This is a genomic window from Enterococcus columbae DSM 7374 = ATCC 51263 (genome assembly GCF_000406925.1).
GTDB classification, from domain to species: Bacteria; Bacillota; Bacilli; order Lactobacillales; family Enterococcaceae; genus Enterococcus_E; species Enterococcus_E columbae.
The window spans coordinates 31,560-49,394 of the sequence record NZ_KE136349.1 but is presented as its reverse complement, the minus strand read 5'-3'; the positions used below and the strand labels follow the sequence as shown (position 1 = coordinate 49,394).

General features: G+C 37.6%; 14 protein-coding genes. All 14 read left to right on the top strand.

Going from position 1 to position 17,835, the window contains the following annotated elements; all coding sequences use genetic code 11:
• Positions 1 to 5: 5 nt before the first annotated feature.
• The 14 genes from dltA to speB all read left to right on the top strand — a co-directional run bounded on the left by dltA (position 6) and on the right by speB (position 17,830).
• Positions 6 to 1,523 carry a D-alanine--poly(phosphoribitol) ligase subunit DltA gene (gene dltA, locus RK02_RS07955; RefSeq protein WP_016183720.1) on the top strand — a complete coding sequence of 506 codons (1,518 nt, stop codon included), beginning with the start codon at positions 6 to 8 and terminating at the stop codon, positions 1,521 to 1,523.
• Entirely contained in the window at positions 1,520 to 2,725 is a 1,206-nt protein-coding gene (gene dltB / locus RK02_RS07950) for a D-alanyl-lipoteichoic acid biosynthesis protein DltB (RefSeq protein ID WP_016183719.1), read from the top strand. The genes dltA and dltB overlap by 4 nt, the downstream gene beginning before the upstream one ends.
• Positions 2,726 to 2,752: 27 nt before the next feature.
• Positions 2,753 to 2,986, top strand: a complete 234-nt coding sequence (dltC, locus tag RK02_RS07945) for a D-alanine--poly(phosphoribitol) ligase subunit DltC (protein WP_016183718.1) — start codon at positions 2,753 to 2,755, stop codon at positions 2,984 to 2,986.
• 9 nt (positions 2,987 to 2,995) lie between these two features.
• Positions 2,996 to 4,279, top strand: a complete 1,284-nt coding sequence (gene dltD / locus RK02_RS07940; RefSeq protein ID WP_016183717.1) for a D-alanyl-lipoteichoic acid biosynthesis protein DltD — start codon at positions 2,996 to 2,998, stop codon at positions 4,277 to 4,279.
• Positions 4,280 to 4,412: 133 nt separating this feature from the next.
• Entirely contained in the window at positions 4,413 to 5,276 is an 864-nt protein-coding gene (locus tag RK02_RS07935) for a DMT family transporter (RefSeq protein WP_245555705.1), read from the top strand.
• 174 nt (positions 5,277 to 5,450) lie between these two features.
• Positions 5,451 to 6,485, top strand: a complete 1,035-nt coding sequence (locus tag RK02_RS07930; RefSeq protein ID WP_016183715.1) for a LacI family DNA-binding transcriptional regulator — start codon at positions 5,451 to 5,453, stop codon at positions 6,483 to 6,485.
• A 177-nt stretch (positions 6,486 to 6,662) separates the two neighbouring features.
• Positions 6,663 to 7,919, top strand: coding sequence for an extracellular solute-binding protein (locus tag RK02_RS07925; protein ID WP_016183714.1), 1,257 nt, complete (start codon positions 6,663 to 6,665; stop codon positions 7,917 to 7,919).
• A 29-nt stretch (positions 7,920 to 7,948) separates the two neighbouring features.
• On the top strand, positions 7,949 to 8,821 hold the full coding sequence (locus RK02_RS07920; RefSeq protein WP_016183713.1) for a carbohydrate ABC transporter permease: 873 nt from the start codon (positions 7,949 to 7,951) through the stop codon (positions 8,819 to 8,821).
• Between the two features lie 19 nt (positions 8,822 to 8,840).
• Positions 8,841 to 9,665, top strand: coding sequence for a carbohydrate ABC transporter permease (locus RK02_RS07915; protein WP_016183712.1), 825 nt, complete (start codon positions 8,841 to 8,843; stop codon positions 9,663 to 9,665).
• A gap of 39 nt (positions 9,666 to 9,704) precedes the next feature.
• Positions 9,705 to 11,882, top strand: a complete 2,178-nt coding sequence (locus RK02_RS07910) for an alpha-galactosidase (protein ID WP_016183711.1) — start codon at positions 9,705 to 9,707, stop codon at positions 11,880 to 11,882.
• A 65-nt stretch (positions 11,883 to 11,947) separates the two neighbouring features.
• Entirely contained in the window at positions 11,948 to 13,396 is a 1,449-nt protein-coding gene (gene gtfA, locus RK02_RS07905) for a sucrose phosphorylase (protein ID WP_016183710.1), read from the top strand.
• Between the two features lie 1,289 nt (positions 13,397 to 14,685).
• Entirely contained in the window at positions 14,686 to 16,137 is a 1,452-nt protein-coding gene (locus tag RK02_RS07900; RefSeq protein WP_026231401.1) for an aminotransferase class I/II-fold pyridoxal phosphate-dependent enzyme, read from the top strand.
• Between the two features lie 5 nt (positions 16,138 to 16,142).
• Positions 16,143 to 16,982 carry a polyamine aminopropyltransferase gene (speE, locus tag RK02_RS07895; RefSeq protein ID WP_016183708.1) on the top strand — a complete coding sequence of 280 codons (840 nt, stop codon included), beginning with the start codon at positions 16,143 to 16,145 and terminating at the stop codon, positions 16,980 to 16,982.
• Positions 16,982 to 17,830 (top strand): agmatinase, encoded by an 849-nt coding sequence (gene speB, locus RK02_RS07890; RefSeq protein WP_016183707.1) that lies wholly within the window; start codon positions 16,982 to 16,984, stop codon positions 17,828 to 17,830. Before speE ends, speB begins: the two co-directional genes overlap by 1 nt.
• The last annotated feature ends 5 nt before the right edge of the window (positions 17,831 to 17,835 follow it).

The window sequence follows — 17,835 nt, the reverse complement described above, 5'->3', positions numbered from 1 at the left end:
AAGCTATGGAGCAATTATCAATCATTCAACAAATTGATCAGTTTGCCTACAATCATCCGCAAAAGGTAGTCTATCAAGATCATGAAAAAGCATATACTTATCAACAATTAAAAGAAGCTTCAGATAAAATTGCTGGTTATCTGGCGCAGCATTTTCCTAACCGCAAGCCAGTGGTGGTCTTTGGTGAATTAGAATTTGAAATGCTAGCGGCTTTTTTAGGAGCAGTCAAAGCCGGGCATGCGTATATTCCGATTGAGCGGCATACCCCAACCCAACGCATTGAGTTAATTTTACAGACTGCCCAACCAACCTGTATCTTAGCAGTTGCTGAATTTACGGATATTCAGGTAGATTGTCCAGTCTTGGATTATGCCCAATTGATGCAAACAACAGTGGATCCAGCTAAGCTAGCTCAATTACAACCAGTTAGTGGTGCGGAAAACTTTTATATTATCTTTACCTCGGGAACAACAGGAGTTCCTAAGGGAGTGCAGATTTCACATGATAATTTACAATCCTTTGTTGATTGGGAGTTAAGTGATTTTGCTTTACCAAAGGAACCAGCCTTTTTATCTCAGGCACCGTATTCCTTTGACTTATCCGTCATGAGTATTTATCCAGCTTTGGCTTCAGGAGGTCGCTTAATTCCTTTACCTAAAGCAGTGGTGGATGACTTTAAGCAATTATTTACTCGTTTACCTGAGCTGGCGATTAATGTCTGGGTGTCTACACCATCTTTTATCGATATTTGTCTGATGGCACCAGAATTTGATCAAGCGCACTTACCAAAATTGAGTCATTTCTTATTCTGCGGGGAAGAACTAACGATTCAAACCGCGAAAAAGCTAAAAGAACGTTTCCCACAAGCACATATTTTTAATACTTACGGCCCTACTGAAGCAACGGTGGCTATCTCAAGAGTAGCCATTACTGATGAAATGCTTGCGAATGCTACGCGTTTACCGATTGGTTATGTGAAGCCTGATTCACAGGTAATTATTATGGAAGAAAATCAAGTAGTTGCTCCTGGTGAAATTGGTGAAATCGTCATCGTCGGACCAAGTGTTTCAAAAGGGTACCTCAATAATCCAACCAAAACAAGTGAAGCCTTTTTTGACTATCAGGGTCAACCAGCATATAAAACAGGAGATGCTGGTCAACTAACTGAGGATGGTTTATTGCTTTACAATGGTCGAATGGACTTTCAGGTAAAACTGCACGGTTATCGAATGGAGCTAGAAGACATTGATCATCATTTGATGCAGGTTTCCTATGTCGATAAGGCGACTGTCGTTCCCAAATATCATCAGCATAAGGTGCAGCAGTTGGTCGCTTTTGTGGTCGCTAAGCCTAATGAATTTGAAAAAGAATTTGCTCTAACCAAGGCGATTAAGGCGGAGTTAGCCCAATCGGTGATGGATTATATGATTCCACAACGTTTTATCTATGTAGATGAATTGCCACGAACAGCTAATGGCAAGATTGACCGTAAAGGCTTGATGAATGAGGTGAACTCTGCATGAGCTTTCCACACATGATTCCTTATGCCAATCCTAGTTATTTTGGGTACTTGTTATTACTGCTTTGGCCAATCGCTCTTTCTTTCTTAAAAGGCCGTCATCGACTATGGACCTATGAAGCACTCGTCACTTTATTCTTCCTTTATGTCAGCTTTGGTGGGGAGGATTATCGTCAAGGGATTGCCTTAATTGGCTATGTCCTATTTCAAACGGTGCTTGTCTGGCTATATTCGCTACATCGCCAGAAAGCAAATACAGCAATTGGCTTTTATTTAGCTGTTATTTTAGCAATTTTACCGTTGACCTTAACGAAAATAGTACCGTTTATCGATCATGGCAAGGTGTCGTTCTTTAGCTTTTTAGGGATTTCTTATTTGACCTTTAAGTCGGTGCAAATGGTCATGGAAATTCGCGATGGCTTGATTAAAGAATATCATCCTTATCGCTACATTCGCTTTTTACTCTTTTTCCCAACCATTTCATCTGGACCGATCGATCGTTATCGTCGTTTTGAAAAAGATGTGGAAACGACGCCAAGCCCAGAAGAATATGCTGATTTACTAGGCAAAGGAATCCAACGCATTTTCCTTGGTTTTTTATATAAGTTTATTATCGGCTATTATTTAGGCACCTTATTATTGCCGTTGGTTTCGCGCTTAGCCTTGATGTATCATGGCATTTCGCTGCCGCTTGTCGGTTATATGTATGTCTATAGTATGTATTTATTTTTTGACTTTGCTGGCTACAGCTTATTTGCAGTCGGGGTAAGTAATGTGATGGGCTATCAAACGCCAATGAACTTCCATTTACCATTTTTATCATGGAATATCAAGGAATTTTGGAATCGTTGGCACATTAGCTTATCATTTTGGTTTAGAGATTATGTCTACATGCGTTTGATGTTTACCCTCTTGAAGAAAAAAGTCTTTAAGAGCCGAATTGTTGCCTCAAATGTCGGTTATTTTGCCCTATTTTTATTAATGGGGGTTTGGCATGGCTTAACCTGGTATTATATCGTTTATGGCTTATATCATGCTTGCCTAATCTGTCTAACCGATGCTTGGCTACGCTTTAAGAAAAAGCATAAAGACAAAATCCCATCGAATAAATTTACGCATGGCTTAGCAGTTGTTGCGACCTTCCATGCCGTATGCTTTAGCTTTTTGATTTTCTCAGGATTTTTAGATCAACTATTTTTTAAATAATTTCAAATATGAATGGAGCGTTTAATCATGCAAGAAACAATTTTAACAATTTTAGAAGATTTAACTGGAACCGATGAAGTACGTAACAATTTAGACCTTGAGCTATTCGATGAAGGGTTATTAGATTCAATGGGAACAGTCCAACTATTAGTAGAATTAAGTGGCCAATTAGGTGCTGAGGTGCCGGTTTCTGATTTTGAACGTGAAGAATGGAGCACACCAAATAAAATTATTGCCAAAGTAACTGAATTAGTTGGCTAGGGGTTATTGATGAAAGCAAAACTTTGGACGATTTTTGGACCAATTTGCGCGGCTTTAGTCCTGTTAGCTGGATTATTTTTTAGCCCGATTGATTTTCATTTAGTCAATCAAAAGGAAATTTCCCAAGCTGCTACTTCTATGTCAGCGCAAGTAATCAAAGGCAATGCGATTAAAAACCGTGCCTTTGAGGAAAAGCACTATGTTCCATTTTTTGGTTCATCTGAGCTTAGTCGAATTAGTGCTTTTCATCCTTCAACCCTAGCTGAAAAATACCAACGTGGTTACGTCCCTTTTTTACTCGGTGCTCCAGGTACGCAATCATTGACTCATTTTTTGATGTTACAGTCGATGGGAAAGGAATTAAGTGATAAAAAAATTGTCTTTGTTCTTTCGCCACAGTGGTTTGTCCCAACAGGAGTAACGACGGATTATTTTGATCGGTACTTTTCTAAGCAGCAAACCTACCAATGGTTAGCTCAATTAACAACCATTAATCAAGAAGATCAATATTTTGCCAAACGCTTGTTGAATTATCAAATGGTGCAAAAGGATTGGCTGTTATATCCAGCTTTACAAAAAGTAGCGAACGGTCAGTATCCGAGCCATCTTCAGCTATTAGCCAGCCAATTGATGGAAAATTTCTATAAACATGAAGATCAATTATTTGGTGGTTTGGATTTAATAAGTAAACAAGAGCCAATTGAAAAAGCTAAGCGAATTTTACCTAAAGCTTATAGCTATGAAAAATTGGATCAGTTAGCGTACCAAATTGGCTCAAAAAGAGTGGGCAATACCCCATTTATGATTGATCGTCATTATTATCAACACAAGATTAGACCGTTATTACATGAATTAAAGGGAGCACAGCAAACCTTTGATTATCGCTACTCACCTGAATTTTCGGATTTTGAGTTGGTATTAGCGACCATGGCGAAATATCATATTCAACCATTGTTCATTATTCCACCAGTTAACCAAGAATGGAGTAATTACACCGGTCTTTCTCAGGAAATGCTACAGCAATTCGCTGAAAAAATTAAGTTTCAGTTAACGAGTCAAGGCTTTACCAATATTGCTGATTTTACGAATCAAGCAAATACGCCTTACTTTTTACAAGATACCATACATCTAGGGTGGCGTGGCTGGTTAGCAAGCGATCAGTATATTCGTCCGTTTTTAATGCAGAGTATGGTTAATCAAGCACCAAAGTACAAAATTCAGGATTACTTCTTTTCTAATCAATGGCAAGAAGCCAATCCGACCCAGCTACAAATTTTAAATAAGACAGCGTAGCTAAGGGTGTTGGCTTTACAAAAGCGTAAAGCTGTGTTAATAATAAACAACATAAGTACAAATAAGGAATGTTCTAATATTTAGACGTTCCTTATTTTGTTGGATTGAAAATGAAAATAAAGGTGTGATCGATGTGACCATAAATAAACGCCGAGGAATCACTATGATTATTCTTTCGGCCTTTTGCTTTGCGATGATGAATGTTTTCATCAAGTTATCAGGAGATTTACCGGTTTTACAAAAGAGCTTCTTTCGAAATTTTGTTGCGTTAATCATCGCATTGATTGTAATGAGACAAGAGAAAGTGGGCTTTATCGTCCCTAAGGAATCTAGAGGTTGGCTTTTTTTAAGAGCATTGTTTGGGACAATTGGCTTGATTGCTAACTACTATGCGGTGGATCATTTGGTTTTAACGGATGCATCGATGATTCAAAAGCTAACGCCCTTTTTTTCAATGCTCGCTTCTTTATGGATTTTAAAAGAAAAACCCGCACGTTATCAGTGGTTAGCGATGCTGGTTGCTTTAGTGGGCATGCTTTTTGTGGTGAAACCAAGCTTTCATAATACGCAGTTGTTTGCTTCCTGCATCGCTTTAATTGGTTCGATGGGAGCAGCACTAGCTTATACCATGGTGCGCAGGCTATCATTTACCCCAATTAAGGGCGCGAGTATTGTTTTTTACTTTTCATTGTTTTCCTGTGTAAGCGTGCTGCCTTCGATGATTATTGATTTTCATGTGATGACGTTACCTCAATTGACTTATCTATTAATTGCAGGATTAATGGCGGCAGGTGGGCAATTTTCAGTTACAGCCGCTTATCAGGCAGCTCCGGCTAAGGATATTTCGATTTTTGATTATTCGCAAGTATTGTTTGTCGGTATCTTCGGTTATCTATTGTATCAGGAAGTACCTGATTTTTGGTCATTGATTGGCTATGTGATTATTTTTGCAACTGCCTATGGGATGTATCGGATAGGTAAACGGAAAGCACTTTAAACAGGAAATATTTTTGTTTAAGCAACGTTTCTTTTGGACGTTGCTTTTTTAGGTTATTAACCAAAGTAGTCCGAGATTATTTGAAATAGCTAAGTAAACGCTGTTGATTTGTTCACTAAAAAATGGTAGAATGTTTACTGTGATGAAAACGCTTATAGAAAGGAGTTGAAGAAAATGGCAGGGATTCGTACAGTGGCTAAGCGTGCAAAGGTTTCACCGGCAACGGTATCACGTTTTTTAAATGAAGATGCAACATTAAAAATTACCGATGAAACCAAGCAACGTATTTTAGAGGCCGTGTCTTATTATGACTATAAACCTCGAGAAAGAGAACGAAAAAAAGTGTTTGAAATAGGAGTGTTGACCTCGGTATCAGAAATTCAAGAGTTAGAGGATCCGTATTTTAGATCGATTCGCGTTGGGGTGCTAACCGAGTGTAATCAAAGTGAGGTTGAAGTCAAAAAAATACTATATTATCAAGCAAGTCAAGAATTTGATCTTTCACAATTAAAAGATTGTGGGGCGATTTTAGTGATTGGCCGTTTTCAAACGGAGGTATATGCCGAATTAATACAAATGAATAGCAATATTGTAGCCATTGATGTACCGAGTGAGGAGATTTCATTCCCAATTGATACAGTTTGTACTGATTTAGCCAAAGCTACAGTTGCACATCTTGATCGGCTTTATCAAAAAGGACATCGAGAAATTTGTTTTATTGGAGGTCGTAAAAAATCATTAGGTAAAGATGGTTGGATACTAACGGACGATCAAGAAGTACGTTATCAAGCCTATTTGAAATGGATGAAGCAATACGACTTACAATCAGCTGTTGACTGTTACATCGGCGATTGGGGCTATGAAGAAGGCTATCGCTTAACTGAAGAATTATTAGCGAAGCGACACGATCATTTACCGACAGCAATTGTCGTCGCTAGTGATCCAATGGCGGTAGGCGTTTATCGGGCGTTACAAAGAAAAGGTATTCGCATTCCAGAAGATATTTCAATTGTTAGCTTTGATGATCTGGAGGTTGCGCAATTTTTGACACCAACATTAAGTAGTGTGGCGATTTCAGCTGAAGAGATTGGCAAAGTTGCGGTGCGTTTAGCCAAACAAAGGTTAACAGGGGAACGGAAAATTCACATGAATGTTGAAGTTGGATATCAAATTCAAGTTCGTGAAAGTGAACGTTCACTTAATGAATGAAGGATTTATACATACAAAGAAAGCGAATCTATCAGGGTTTTAAGCCGAAAGATTCGCTTTCTTTTTCGTTTAGTAAAAAACAAAAACTTTTTACCAAGTAAACTATTGACATTTATTCACTAAACAGCTATAGTATAAGTGTAATAAGAAAGCGTATCCAAACGAGGAGGATGTCAAATGAAAATCGCAAAAAAATTACTTGTAGGTATCAGTGTCTTAAGTGCGGTCGGTTTATTAGGTGCTTGTGGGAACGGTTCTAAATCTGCTAGTAGCAGTAAAACGACTGAGATTGAATTCTTCAATCAGAAAAAAGAAATGCAACCAACACTGCAAAAAATCATTAAAGAATTTGAAAAAGAAAATCCAACAATTAAGGTTAAGTTTACCAACGTACCTGATCCAGGTAAGGTCTTAAAAACACGTATCGCTAGTGGTGATGCGCCAGATATTATCAATATCTACCCACAAAACACAGATTTCCAAGAGTGGGCAAAAGCGGGTACTTTTGAAGATTTAACTGGTAAAGATTTCTTAAGCAACTTAAAAGCAGGGGCTGCAGAAACTTATGCTGTCAACGATAAAATTTATTCTGTACCATTAACTAATAATGCTTGGGGCTTCTTCTACAATGCTGATAAATTTAAAGAATTAGGCTTAGAAGCACCTAAAACTTGGGCAGATTTTGAAAAATTAGTTGCAACGATTAAAGAAAAAGGTGAAACACCATTTGCTTTAGCATTAACGCAAAATGATTCTTGGACTTTAAATGGTTATCATCAATTAGCTTGGGCAACTGTCGCTGGTGGTTTTAAGGCAGCGAATGATGAATTGGTTCGTAGCCCTAAAGATGGAATCAAAACTTCAAGTGAAATTTTCCAACAAGTAACAAAGGAATTAGATTTATTACATGGTAACGGTCAAAAGAATGCAACTGGTGCGACTTATGATGATGCAATCGCTACTTTTGCTAAAGGAGATGCTTTAATCTTCCCTAATGGTATCTGGGCTTTACCAGCAATCAACAATCAAAATCCTAAATTTGAAATTAAAATGTTTGCTTACCCAGGTGTAAAAGCTGATCAACAATTAACAGTTGGTGCTGCTGACCTTGCTTTATCTGTTTCAAGTAAATCTAAACATAAAGCTGCTGCGAATAAATTCTTAGCATATATGACAACTAAGAAAGCAATGCAAAAATATTATGATGTTGATGGTTCACCAACTTCAGTAACTGCTGTTGATACAGAAGGTAAATTCCCAGAAACAGAAGGCGTTACCCAATATGTATTTACAGACAAACAAATCGTATGGTTGCAAAAAGAATGGACTTCTGAAGAAAAATTCTGGCATGCAACAGTGAACTATGTAAATTCTCAAGACCAAGATCAATTGGCAAATAATCTAAATACCTTCTTTAATACAATGAAGAAATAAGTTTAGAGTAAAAAAGGGGCACACACATCATGTTTAAAAAGGGGTTTATCAATCGTACTTGGGCCTGGTTATTTTTAATTGTACCTATTGCCTTACAGTTAATCTTTTTCTATGTACCAATGGTGCGTGGATTCTTCTATAGTTTAACTGACTGGACTGGGTTAACATCTGATTATCATTTTATCGGCTTTAAGAATTTTCAGGCAATTGGCTCTGATCCTTATTTTATGAAATCAGTCGGCTTTACAGTAGCTTTTACTATTGCGCTGATTGTTGGTGAAGTTGTGCTTGGTATTGCAATTGCGCGTTTATTAAATCGCAAGGTGAAAGGAGTAGGCTTTTTTAGAACAGCCTACTTCTTCCCAGCAGTACTTAGTACGGTAACTTTAGGTTTGATTTTTAAGCAATTATTCAATTACGGTTTACCACAATTAGGCGAAAAATTAGGCATTGATTTTTTAACACAGAATTTAATTGCAAATGAAAAAACGGTATTTTGGGGTGTGCTTTTTGTGGCACTATGGCAAGGTGTAGCAATGCCAGTTGTCATTTTCTTAGCAGGCTTACAAAGTATTCCCGAAGATATCTTAGAAGCAGCTGAAATTGATGGTGCATCACCTTGGCAAAAGTTCCTAAGTATCGAAATACCTTATCTATTACCTTCATTAAGCATGGTCTTTATTATGGCATTGAAATCAGGGTTAACTGCCTTTGACTTAATGTATGCCTTAACAGGTGGTGGACCAAACGATAAGACGACTACCTTGGGGTTATTAGTTTATAACTATGCATTCCAAAACAACCAATATGGTTATGCCAATGCAATTGCAGTTGTCTTATTTGCAGTCATTGCTGTGATTTCAATTATCCAAATTACTTTATCTAGAAAATTTGAAGTATAGTACTTAGGAGGAAAAAAACATGAAACAAAAAGGCTCGGTTTTTAGCTATCTTATCTTAATATTAGGTTTCTGTATGATTTTCATTCCGCTGTACTTTACGGTATTAAGTTCATTTAAGGAAACCAGTCAGATTACCGGAAATTTCTTCGGTTTACCAAATCCGTTTACAACAGATAACTTTCAACGACTTTTAGATGATGGCATTAGTCAATATTTCTTAAATTCAACAATTATTTCTGTTGTCTCAATTCTATTAATTACCTTTTTTGTACCAATGGCAGCTTTCTCCATTGCACGAAATATTTCTAAAAAGAAAGCATTTGGTTTAATGTATTCATTTTTAATCTTGGGAATTTTCGTTCCATTCCAAGTAATTATGATTCCAATCACTACTATGATGACGAAGCTTGGTCTTTCAAATATTCCTGGATTAATCATTTTATATTTAGCTTATGCAATTCCGCAGACTTTGTTCTTATACGTTGGTTATATTAAAACTTCTATTCCAGAAGAATTAGATGAAGCTGCTGAAATCGATGGTTGTAGCAAGTTTAGAATGTATTTTCAAATTGCCTTTCCATTGATGAAGCCAATGCATGCCACTACTTTGATTATCAACGCTTTGTGGTTATGGAATGACTTCTTACTACCATTATTAATCTTAAATAAAGATAATTCTAACTGGACATTACCGTTATTCCAATACAATTATCAAGGTCAATATTTCAGCGATTATGGTCCATCATTTGCGTCTTATGTTGTCGGTATCGTTGTTATCCTAATTGTTTATTTGATTTTCCAAAAGAATATTATTTCAGGAATGACGAATGGTTCGGTAAAATAAAAATTGCTCGACAGATGGGCATATAAAAGGAGAAGTCCAATGATTATTTTTGATGAACAAACACGTGTTTTTCATTTAACAAATGAAAAAATTAGTTATCTAATCCAAATTGAAGATTTTGATTATGTTACACATCTTTATTTTGGTAAAAAAATCGGTCAATACTCTAATCTACGTAAATATCGTCGGATTGATCGTGCTTTTTCACCAAATCCAGAAGGTTGGCAAGATCGCTGTTTCTCACTGGATACCATGCTGATGGAATATCCAGCTCACGGTGGGGGGGATTTCCGTGAGGGAGGTCTTCGCTTGAAATTTGGCGATGGCAGTAAAGTGAGTGATTTTCGTTATGACGGTTATCAAATTCTTCAAGGAAAACCAGCTTTAGCCGGATTACCAGCGACCTATGTTACGGCCGATGACCAAGCGGAAACTCTAGAATTATATCTAGTAGATGCTTTAAGCCAGTTGCGTTTGACATTAAGTTATACGATTTTTGCTGATCAAGCAGTGATTACAAGACATACTAAACTAGAAAATCTAGGGACTGAAACCGTTGAGATTAATCGTCTAGCCAGTGGGGTGTTAGATTTTTATGCTCGTGATTTAGAGGTCATTCAGCTAAACGGTGCTTGGGGCCATGAAAGACAGATGACGCGTGAAGCGATTTATCAAGGTATCAAGGTTTATGATAGTAAACGTGGTGCAAGTAGTCATGAACAAAATCCTTTTGTAGCTTTAGTTGAGCCAACGACAAGTGAATTTACTGGTGAAGCAATCGGTTGTTGTTTAGTATATAGCGGCAATCATGAAACAGTGATTCAACAAGATCATTACCGTCAAACACGTGTCATTATGGGGATTAACAGCTATGATTTTGCTTGGCAATTAACACCAAAAGATAGCTTTACTACACCAGAAGTGGTCTATACGTATAGTGATGCTGGTTTAAATCAAATGTCAGCTACCTTCCATGATTTATTTAATCAACATCTTGTTCGTGGTAATCATCAGTTCAAAGAGCGTCCAACCTTAATCAATAACTGGGAAGCGACTTATTTTGACTTTAATGAAGAAAAAATTATGGAAATTGTCAACGAAGCTAAAGCGCTAGGCATTGAAATGTTTGTCTTAGATGATGGTTGGTTTGGTGAGCGTGATGATGATTATCGTTCATTAGGTGATTGGTTTGAGTATGAAGAAAAAATCAATTTACAACGTTTAGCTGAACAAGTTCACGCCAAAGGAATGAAATTTGGTCTTTGGGTAGAACCAGAAATGATTTCAGCTAACAGTCGTTTACACGAACAACATCCAGACTGGGTATTACATGTACCAAATCGTGGACGTTCACTTAGTCGTAGTCAACACGTGTTAGATTTCTCACGTGAAGACGTGCGTGAAAACATCTATCAACAATTAAAAGCGATTTTTGATCGGGTGCCAGTTGATTATGTGAAATGGGATATGAACCGTAATATGACTGAAGTCTATTCCTTATTGTTATCTCCTGAATGTCAAGGTGAAGTTGCCCATCGCTATATCTTAGGATTATATGATTTTCTTGAACGTTTAGTGAACGAATATCCAACTATTCTTTTTGAAAGTTGCTCAGGTGGTGGCGGACGTTTTGATGCAGGAATGCTTTATTACATGCCGCAAACCTGGACCAGTGACAATACCGATGCGATTGCTCGCTTAAATATCCAGTATGGAACTAGCTTAGCCTATCCGATTTCAACGATGGGTTCTCACGTTTCAGCTGTGCCTAATCATCAAACCCATCGCAAAACTAGCCTAGCTATTCGGGGAAATGTGGCAATGTCTGGGGTATTTGGCTATGAATTAGATTTAACCAAATTAACTGAAGAAGAAAAAGCGGAAATTAAAGAACAGCTAGTCTTTTACAAGGCACATCGTCGGTTATTCCAATTTGGTCGTTTTATCCGTTTAGTTTCACCGTTTGATCATAATACTTGTGCTTGGATGTTTGTTGATGAACAAAAAGACGAAGCGATTGTCTTTTACTTTAGAAAATTAGCGCAAGCCTCAAGTCCAGTAGAAACCATTCGCTTAGCCGGTCTTGATCCAGAAAAAGTTTATACCTTAAATGGCAATGACATTACTGGTGCTGAATGTATGTATTTAGGTCTATATATTGATGAAACTTTAATGGGCGATTATGCAACACAAATGTTCCATCTAAAAGCAAAATAAAAATTTTTTAGCAGATTTACTGATAAGGTAGGTCTGCTAAAAATTTGAGAAGGGAAGTCAATTTGATGAAAATTAAAAATGAAGCAATGCTAATTACCTATTGTGATAGCTTAGGGAATAACTTAAAAGATTTGAATCAAGTCTTAGATCAACACTTGCAAGGCGTGGTTGGAGGAATTCATCTATTGCCGTTTTTCCCATCAACTGGTGACCGCGGTTTTGCGCCAAGTGATTATACGGTCGTTGATTCAGCCTTTGGTACTTGGCAAGAAGTCGAAGCACTAGGTGAAAAATACTATTTAATGTTTGATTTTATGATCAATCATATCTCACGGGAATCAAAATTTTTCCAAGATTTCAAACAAAATCATGAAGCCTCACCTTATAAAGAGATGTTTATTCGTATTCACGAATTCTTCCCTGAAAATCGGCCAACGCCAGAAGATATTGATTTGATCTACAAACGCAAAGACAAAGCACCGTTTCAAGAAGTGACTTTTGCCGATGGTACGACTGAGCAAGTGTGGAATACCTTTGGGGAAGAACAAATTGACCTTGATGTAAATAAAGAAGTAACCAAGCAATTTATCAAGGATACACTTAAGGACATGGCCAGTCATGGTTGCTCATTAATTCGTTTAGATGCCTTTGCTTATGCCATTAAAAAGCTTGATACGAATGATTTCTTTGTCGAACCTGAAATTTGGGACTTACTTGATGAAGTGCGTGAAGAAGCAGCTAAATATAACTGCGAATTATTACCTGAAATTCATGAGCACTATACTATTCAAATGAAAATTGCTGATCATGATTATTATGTGTATGATTTTGCTTTACCGATGATTACCCTTTATTCATTATATAGTGGTAAGACCAATCGACTAGCTAATTGGTTAAAAATGAGCCCAATGAAGCAATTTACGACTTTAGACACGCATGATGGAATTGGGGTCGTTGATGCTAAGGACTTATTAACCGATGAAGAATTAGATTACACTTCAGAAGAATTGTATAAAGTCGGCGCCAATGTGAAGAAAATTTATTCCTCTGCGAGCTACAATAATTTGGATATCTATCAAATTAATTCAACTTATTATAGTGCGCTAGGTGATAATGACCGTAGCTATTTATTAGCCCGCGCGATTCAATGTTTCGCACCAGGTATTCCTCAAATTTATTATGTGGGCTTACTGGCTGGTAAAAATGACCTCGAGCTGTTAGAAAGCACAAAAGAAGGACGCAATATCAACCGTCATTATTATAGCCTAACTGAAATTGATGAAGAGGTAAATCGTCCAGTAGTCAAAGCGCTATTTGATTTACTACGCTTTAGAAATCGCGCAGCTGCTTTTGATTTAGCAGGTGAAATCACTGTAGAAACGCCGAGTGAAGAAACCATTATCATTACACGAAAAGATGCAAATGGCGATCGTGCAGTATTAACAGCTAATTTGCAAACCAAAGATTTTACCGTTACACATAATGGAGAATTAGTCTTACAACAACTAGACTAAGCATTATTTATCCGTAAAAAATGGATGTATCCTAGCAGAAAAGTTGGTTGTATAGTAAAAAAACAGAGCAAATGTTAAAATAATGCTTGCTCAATTAAACGTTCCATGTTACTATTTCTCTTGCAATGATTTATTGCGAACGAGAGAGGCTGAGTATGACTTTGCCAAACTTATTGCTGCCAGTTAAGTGGGCAGATTTGATGTAGTAAAGGGGCTATCGCGCCCATTGAAGAGACAGTTTAATACGGTCGACTCAAATTTTTTATAACATAATGTGATGGATTTTGGATCATTATGCTTGTGAAAACGATTAGTAAGAGTGGTAAAAGTATTGTACTAAATAGACTCTAACGTTCTATCAATAATAAAGAGATAGGGTTTAATAGGATAAATAATGTCTAGGTATCACTATGCCTTACAACCAACCCTTGATGAAATAAAATGAAGAAATCGAAACTCAAGTATTGACACTAAACCATCAATACTTGAGTTTTTTATTTTAAGGATGCTAGGCAACTTGCCCAGACATGAGAAAATTCGAGTGTTACTCAGTCTTGAAGAAATTAAAAAAAGGAAAAAATTTATTCAAGACTGAGGCGAATTTTCGCCATGTCTAGTTGACTAGCACAGATTGCTTAAGGATGTTAGGCAACTTGCTTAGCTACGAGAAAATTTGAGTGTTACTCTCCGGTTGAAAAATAGAAGGATATCAATTTTTTCAAACGGAGAGGCAAATTTTCCGAGTAGCTAGGCGTTGAACACTGATTACTTTAGGATGTGAAGCAAGTCGGTCAGCTCCGAGCAAATAAGCTCCGGTCTGGCAGAAAAATCCACAGCTTTAAAGATTTTACTAGCCAGACAGGCTTATTTGACGAAGGAGTTACTTGCTGAGCACTGATTACTAAAGGATGTGAAGCAAGTCGGTTAGCTCCGAGCAAATAAGCTCCGGTCTGGCAGAAAAATCCATAACTTTAAAGATTTTACTAGCCAGACAGGCTTATTTGACGAAGGAGTTACTTGCTGAGCACTGATTGTTTAAGGATGCTAGGCAACTTGCCCAGACATGAGAAAATTCGAGTGTTACTCAGTCTTGAAAAAATTAAAAAAGGAAAAAATTTATTCAAGACTGAGGCGAATTTTCGCCATGTCTAGTTGACTAGCACTGATTGTTTAAGGATGTTCAACGACTTGCTTAGCTCCGAGCAAATTCGAGTGTTACTCTCCGGTTGAGTAAAAATGAATCAATTATCCTAAATATTTATCGAAAATGAATAGAGAGGTGAGCTTATATCATGCAATACAATCAAGAAGAAACGCCAATTGTCGATGCGTTATTAGCCTTGAAAAAACAACGTCTGGTGCCTTTTGACGTACCTGGTCATAAACGAGGCAAAAGTAGTAGTGACTTGGTGCAATTCTTCGGTGAAAAAACGATTTCTATTGATGCCAATTCAATGAAATTATTAGATAATCTAAGTCATCCGGTTTCGGTTATTAGAGAAGCAGAAACCTTGGCGGCACAAGCTTTTTCAGCAAAACATGCCTTCTTTATGGTTAATGGTACGACACAAGCTGTGCAGAATATGATTTATGCGACCGTTCAAGAAGGCGATAAAATCTTGCTGCCAAGAAATGTACATAAAAGTGTGATCAATGCCCTAGTAATGTGTGGAGGAATTCCAGTCTATGTGCAGACACCTTTACAAAGAGAATTAGAAATCTCAACAGGGATGCCTTTTGAAAGTGTCAAACAGACCATTGATCAACATCCCGATGCGAAAGTCATTTTAGTGAATAACCCGACTTATTATGGCATTTGTTCCGATTTAAGACGAATTACTGAATACGCTCATGAAAAAGGACTATTGGTCTTAGTCGATGAAGCGCATGGTACCCATCTGTATTTTGGCAAAGGACTACCAATTAATGCGATGGCAGCAGGGGCTGATATGGCAGCGGTCAGCATGCATAAATCAGGTGGCTCATTAACCCAAAGCTCATTCCTTTTATGCAATGAATCGATGGATCCTGAATACGTGCGGACGATTATCAATTTAACCCAAACGACAAGTGCCAGTTATCTTTTGATGGCCAGTCTTGATTTAGCAAGACGCAATTTAGTGCTAAATGGAGAAGAAATCTTTAAAAAAGTGGTAGAGCTATCCCAATATGCTAGAGATGAAATCAATGAGATTGGCGATTACTATGCTTATTCGACTGAAATCATTGATCGTGAAGGCATTTATGATTTCGATGTGACGAAATTATGTATCAAGACGACAGGGATTGGTCTAACGGGTAGTGAGGTGTATGATTTACTGCGTGATGAATACAATATTCAGGTCGAATTTGGCGATACAGCGAATATTTTAGCCTATATTTCAGTAGGTGATCGGATTCATGATATTGAGCGTTTGGTTTCAGCACTATCGGATATTCGCCGTCGTTACAAACGTGAATCACGTGATTTATTAGTCTTTGATATTGCTAAAACGGATGTAGTGATTTCACCACGCAAAGCATTTTATGCTGCGAAGGCTAGTCTGCCTTTAGAAGAGAGTATTGGCGAGATTTCAGCTGAGATGGTGATGTGTTATCCACCGGGGATTCCAATTGTGGCACCAGGCGAATTGATTACCAAAGAAGTTGTCGAGCATATTTTATACGCCAAGGAAAAGGGTTGTTTCTTAATGGGGACAGAAGATCCGGAAGTGGCGGCTATTCGGATTGTAAAGGAGTGAAGTAGATGGATTTATGGTATTCAGAATATCATGTGGATGATGTTCGTCTATCGATTAATGTGGAACGTGAAATCTATAGCCACCACACAGAATATCAACATATTGCGATTTTAGATTCAAAAGAATTTGGCCGCATTTTGACCTTAGATGGTGAGTTAATTAGTACGGAAAAAGATGAGTTTTTCTATAGTGAAATGATGGTGCATGTACCCATGGCGGTGCAGCCAGAAATTAAAAAGGTTTTGGTTATCGGTGGCTGTGATGGGGGCGTTTTAAAGGAATTATGTAAATATCAAACCATTGAGCATATTGATGTAGTGGAGTTGGATGCGCAATTAGTCCAAATCTGTCAGCAATTCTTCCCACCAACGACTGAAGCCTTTCAAGATGAGCGTGTGCATTTGTCGATTCAAGATGCTTTAAAATTTGTCCGCCGTAAAGAAGACGAATATGACTTGATTATTGTCGATTCGGCCAATCCGTTTGGGGTTAACGAAAGTTTATTCACTCGTGAATTTTACGGTAGCTGTTATAACGCTTTAAAAGCCAATGGTACCTTAATTAGTCAGCATGCCAATGCTTTTTACCAAGAAGATGTAGAAGCGTTTATGCATATTAGAAATCGCCTAACTTCGGTCTTTGAAAATAATTTTGTCTATATGGCAAGTATTCCGACCTATGCAGCCGGCTATTTATTATTTGGCTATTCCTCTAAGCAAAGCCAGCCTTTAAATGATTTAAAGGCAGCACAATGGGAGGGCCTAGCGATTCCAACTAAGTTTTATAATGTCGCTTTACACCAAGGCGCATTTGCTTTACCAAATTATATTAAGGAGATGATGTGATGTTACAACCAAACGTAGAAACCTTTATCGCTTGTGATGCTTCCTTAGAAGAAGCAAGCACTGTCCTTTTTGGGGCACCGTATGATTCAACAACTTCTTATCGACCAGGTACCCGCTTTGCAAGTAAAGCGATTCGTGGGGAATCATTTGGATTAGAAACTTATAGTCCTTATCAAGATAAGGATTTAGAAGACATCAAGGTCTTTGATTCCGGAGATTTGGAGTTATCCTTTGGTCGTGTCGATTTGGCATTAGCTGATATTCGCAAACGTGCTGCGGAAATTTTGGCTTTAAACAAACGTCCCTTTATGATTGGTGGCGAGCATTTGGTGACCTTGCCAGCTGTTGAGGCAGCCTTTGAAAAATATCCAGATTTACAGGTGATTCAATTCGATGCCCACACAGACTTACGCGATGATTACCTAGACGCTAAATTATCCCATGCGACAGTGATTCGTCGGATTCATGATTTTTTAGGCGATGGCAAGATTCATCAATTCGGTATTCGCTCTGGTGAACGTGCCGAATTTCAATTTGCCAAAGCGCATACGAATTTACACAAATATAGTTTAGCTGGTTTAAAAGAAACGGTCGCAGCCTTAAAAGATACACCGATTTATTTAACCATTGACCTAGATGTTTTTGATCCAGCTGCTTTTCCAGGAACTGGGACACCGGAAGCTGGGGGCATTTTCTTTATGGAATTTATCGAAAGCTTAAAGCTACTTAGTCAGTTAAATATTGTCGCTTTAGATGTCAATGAGTTATCACCAGCTTTAGACCAAAGTGGTGCTTCAACTGCTTTAGCATGTAAAGTCGTGCGTGAATTATTACTAGCAATTAACTAACAATA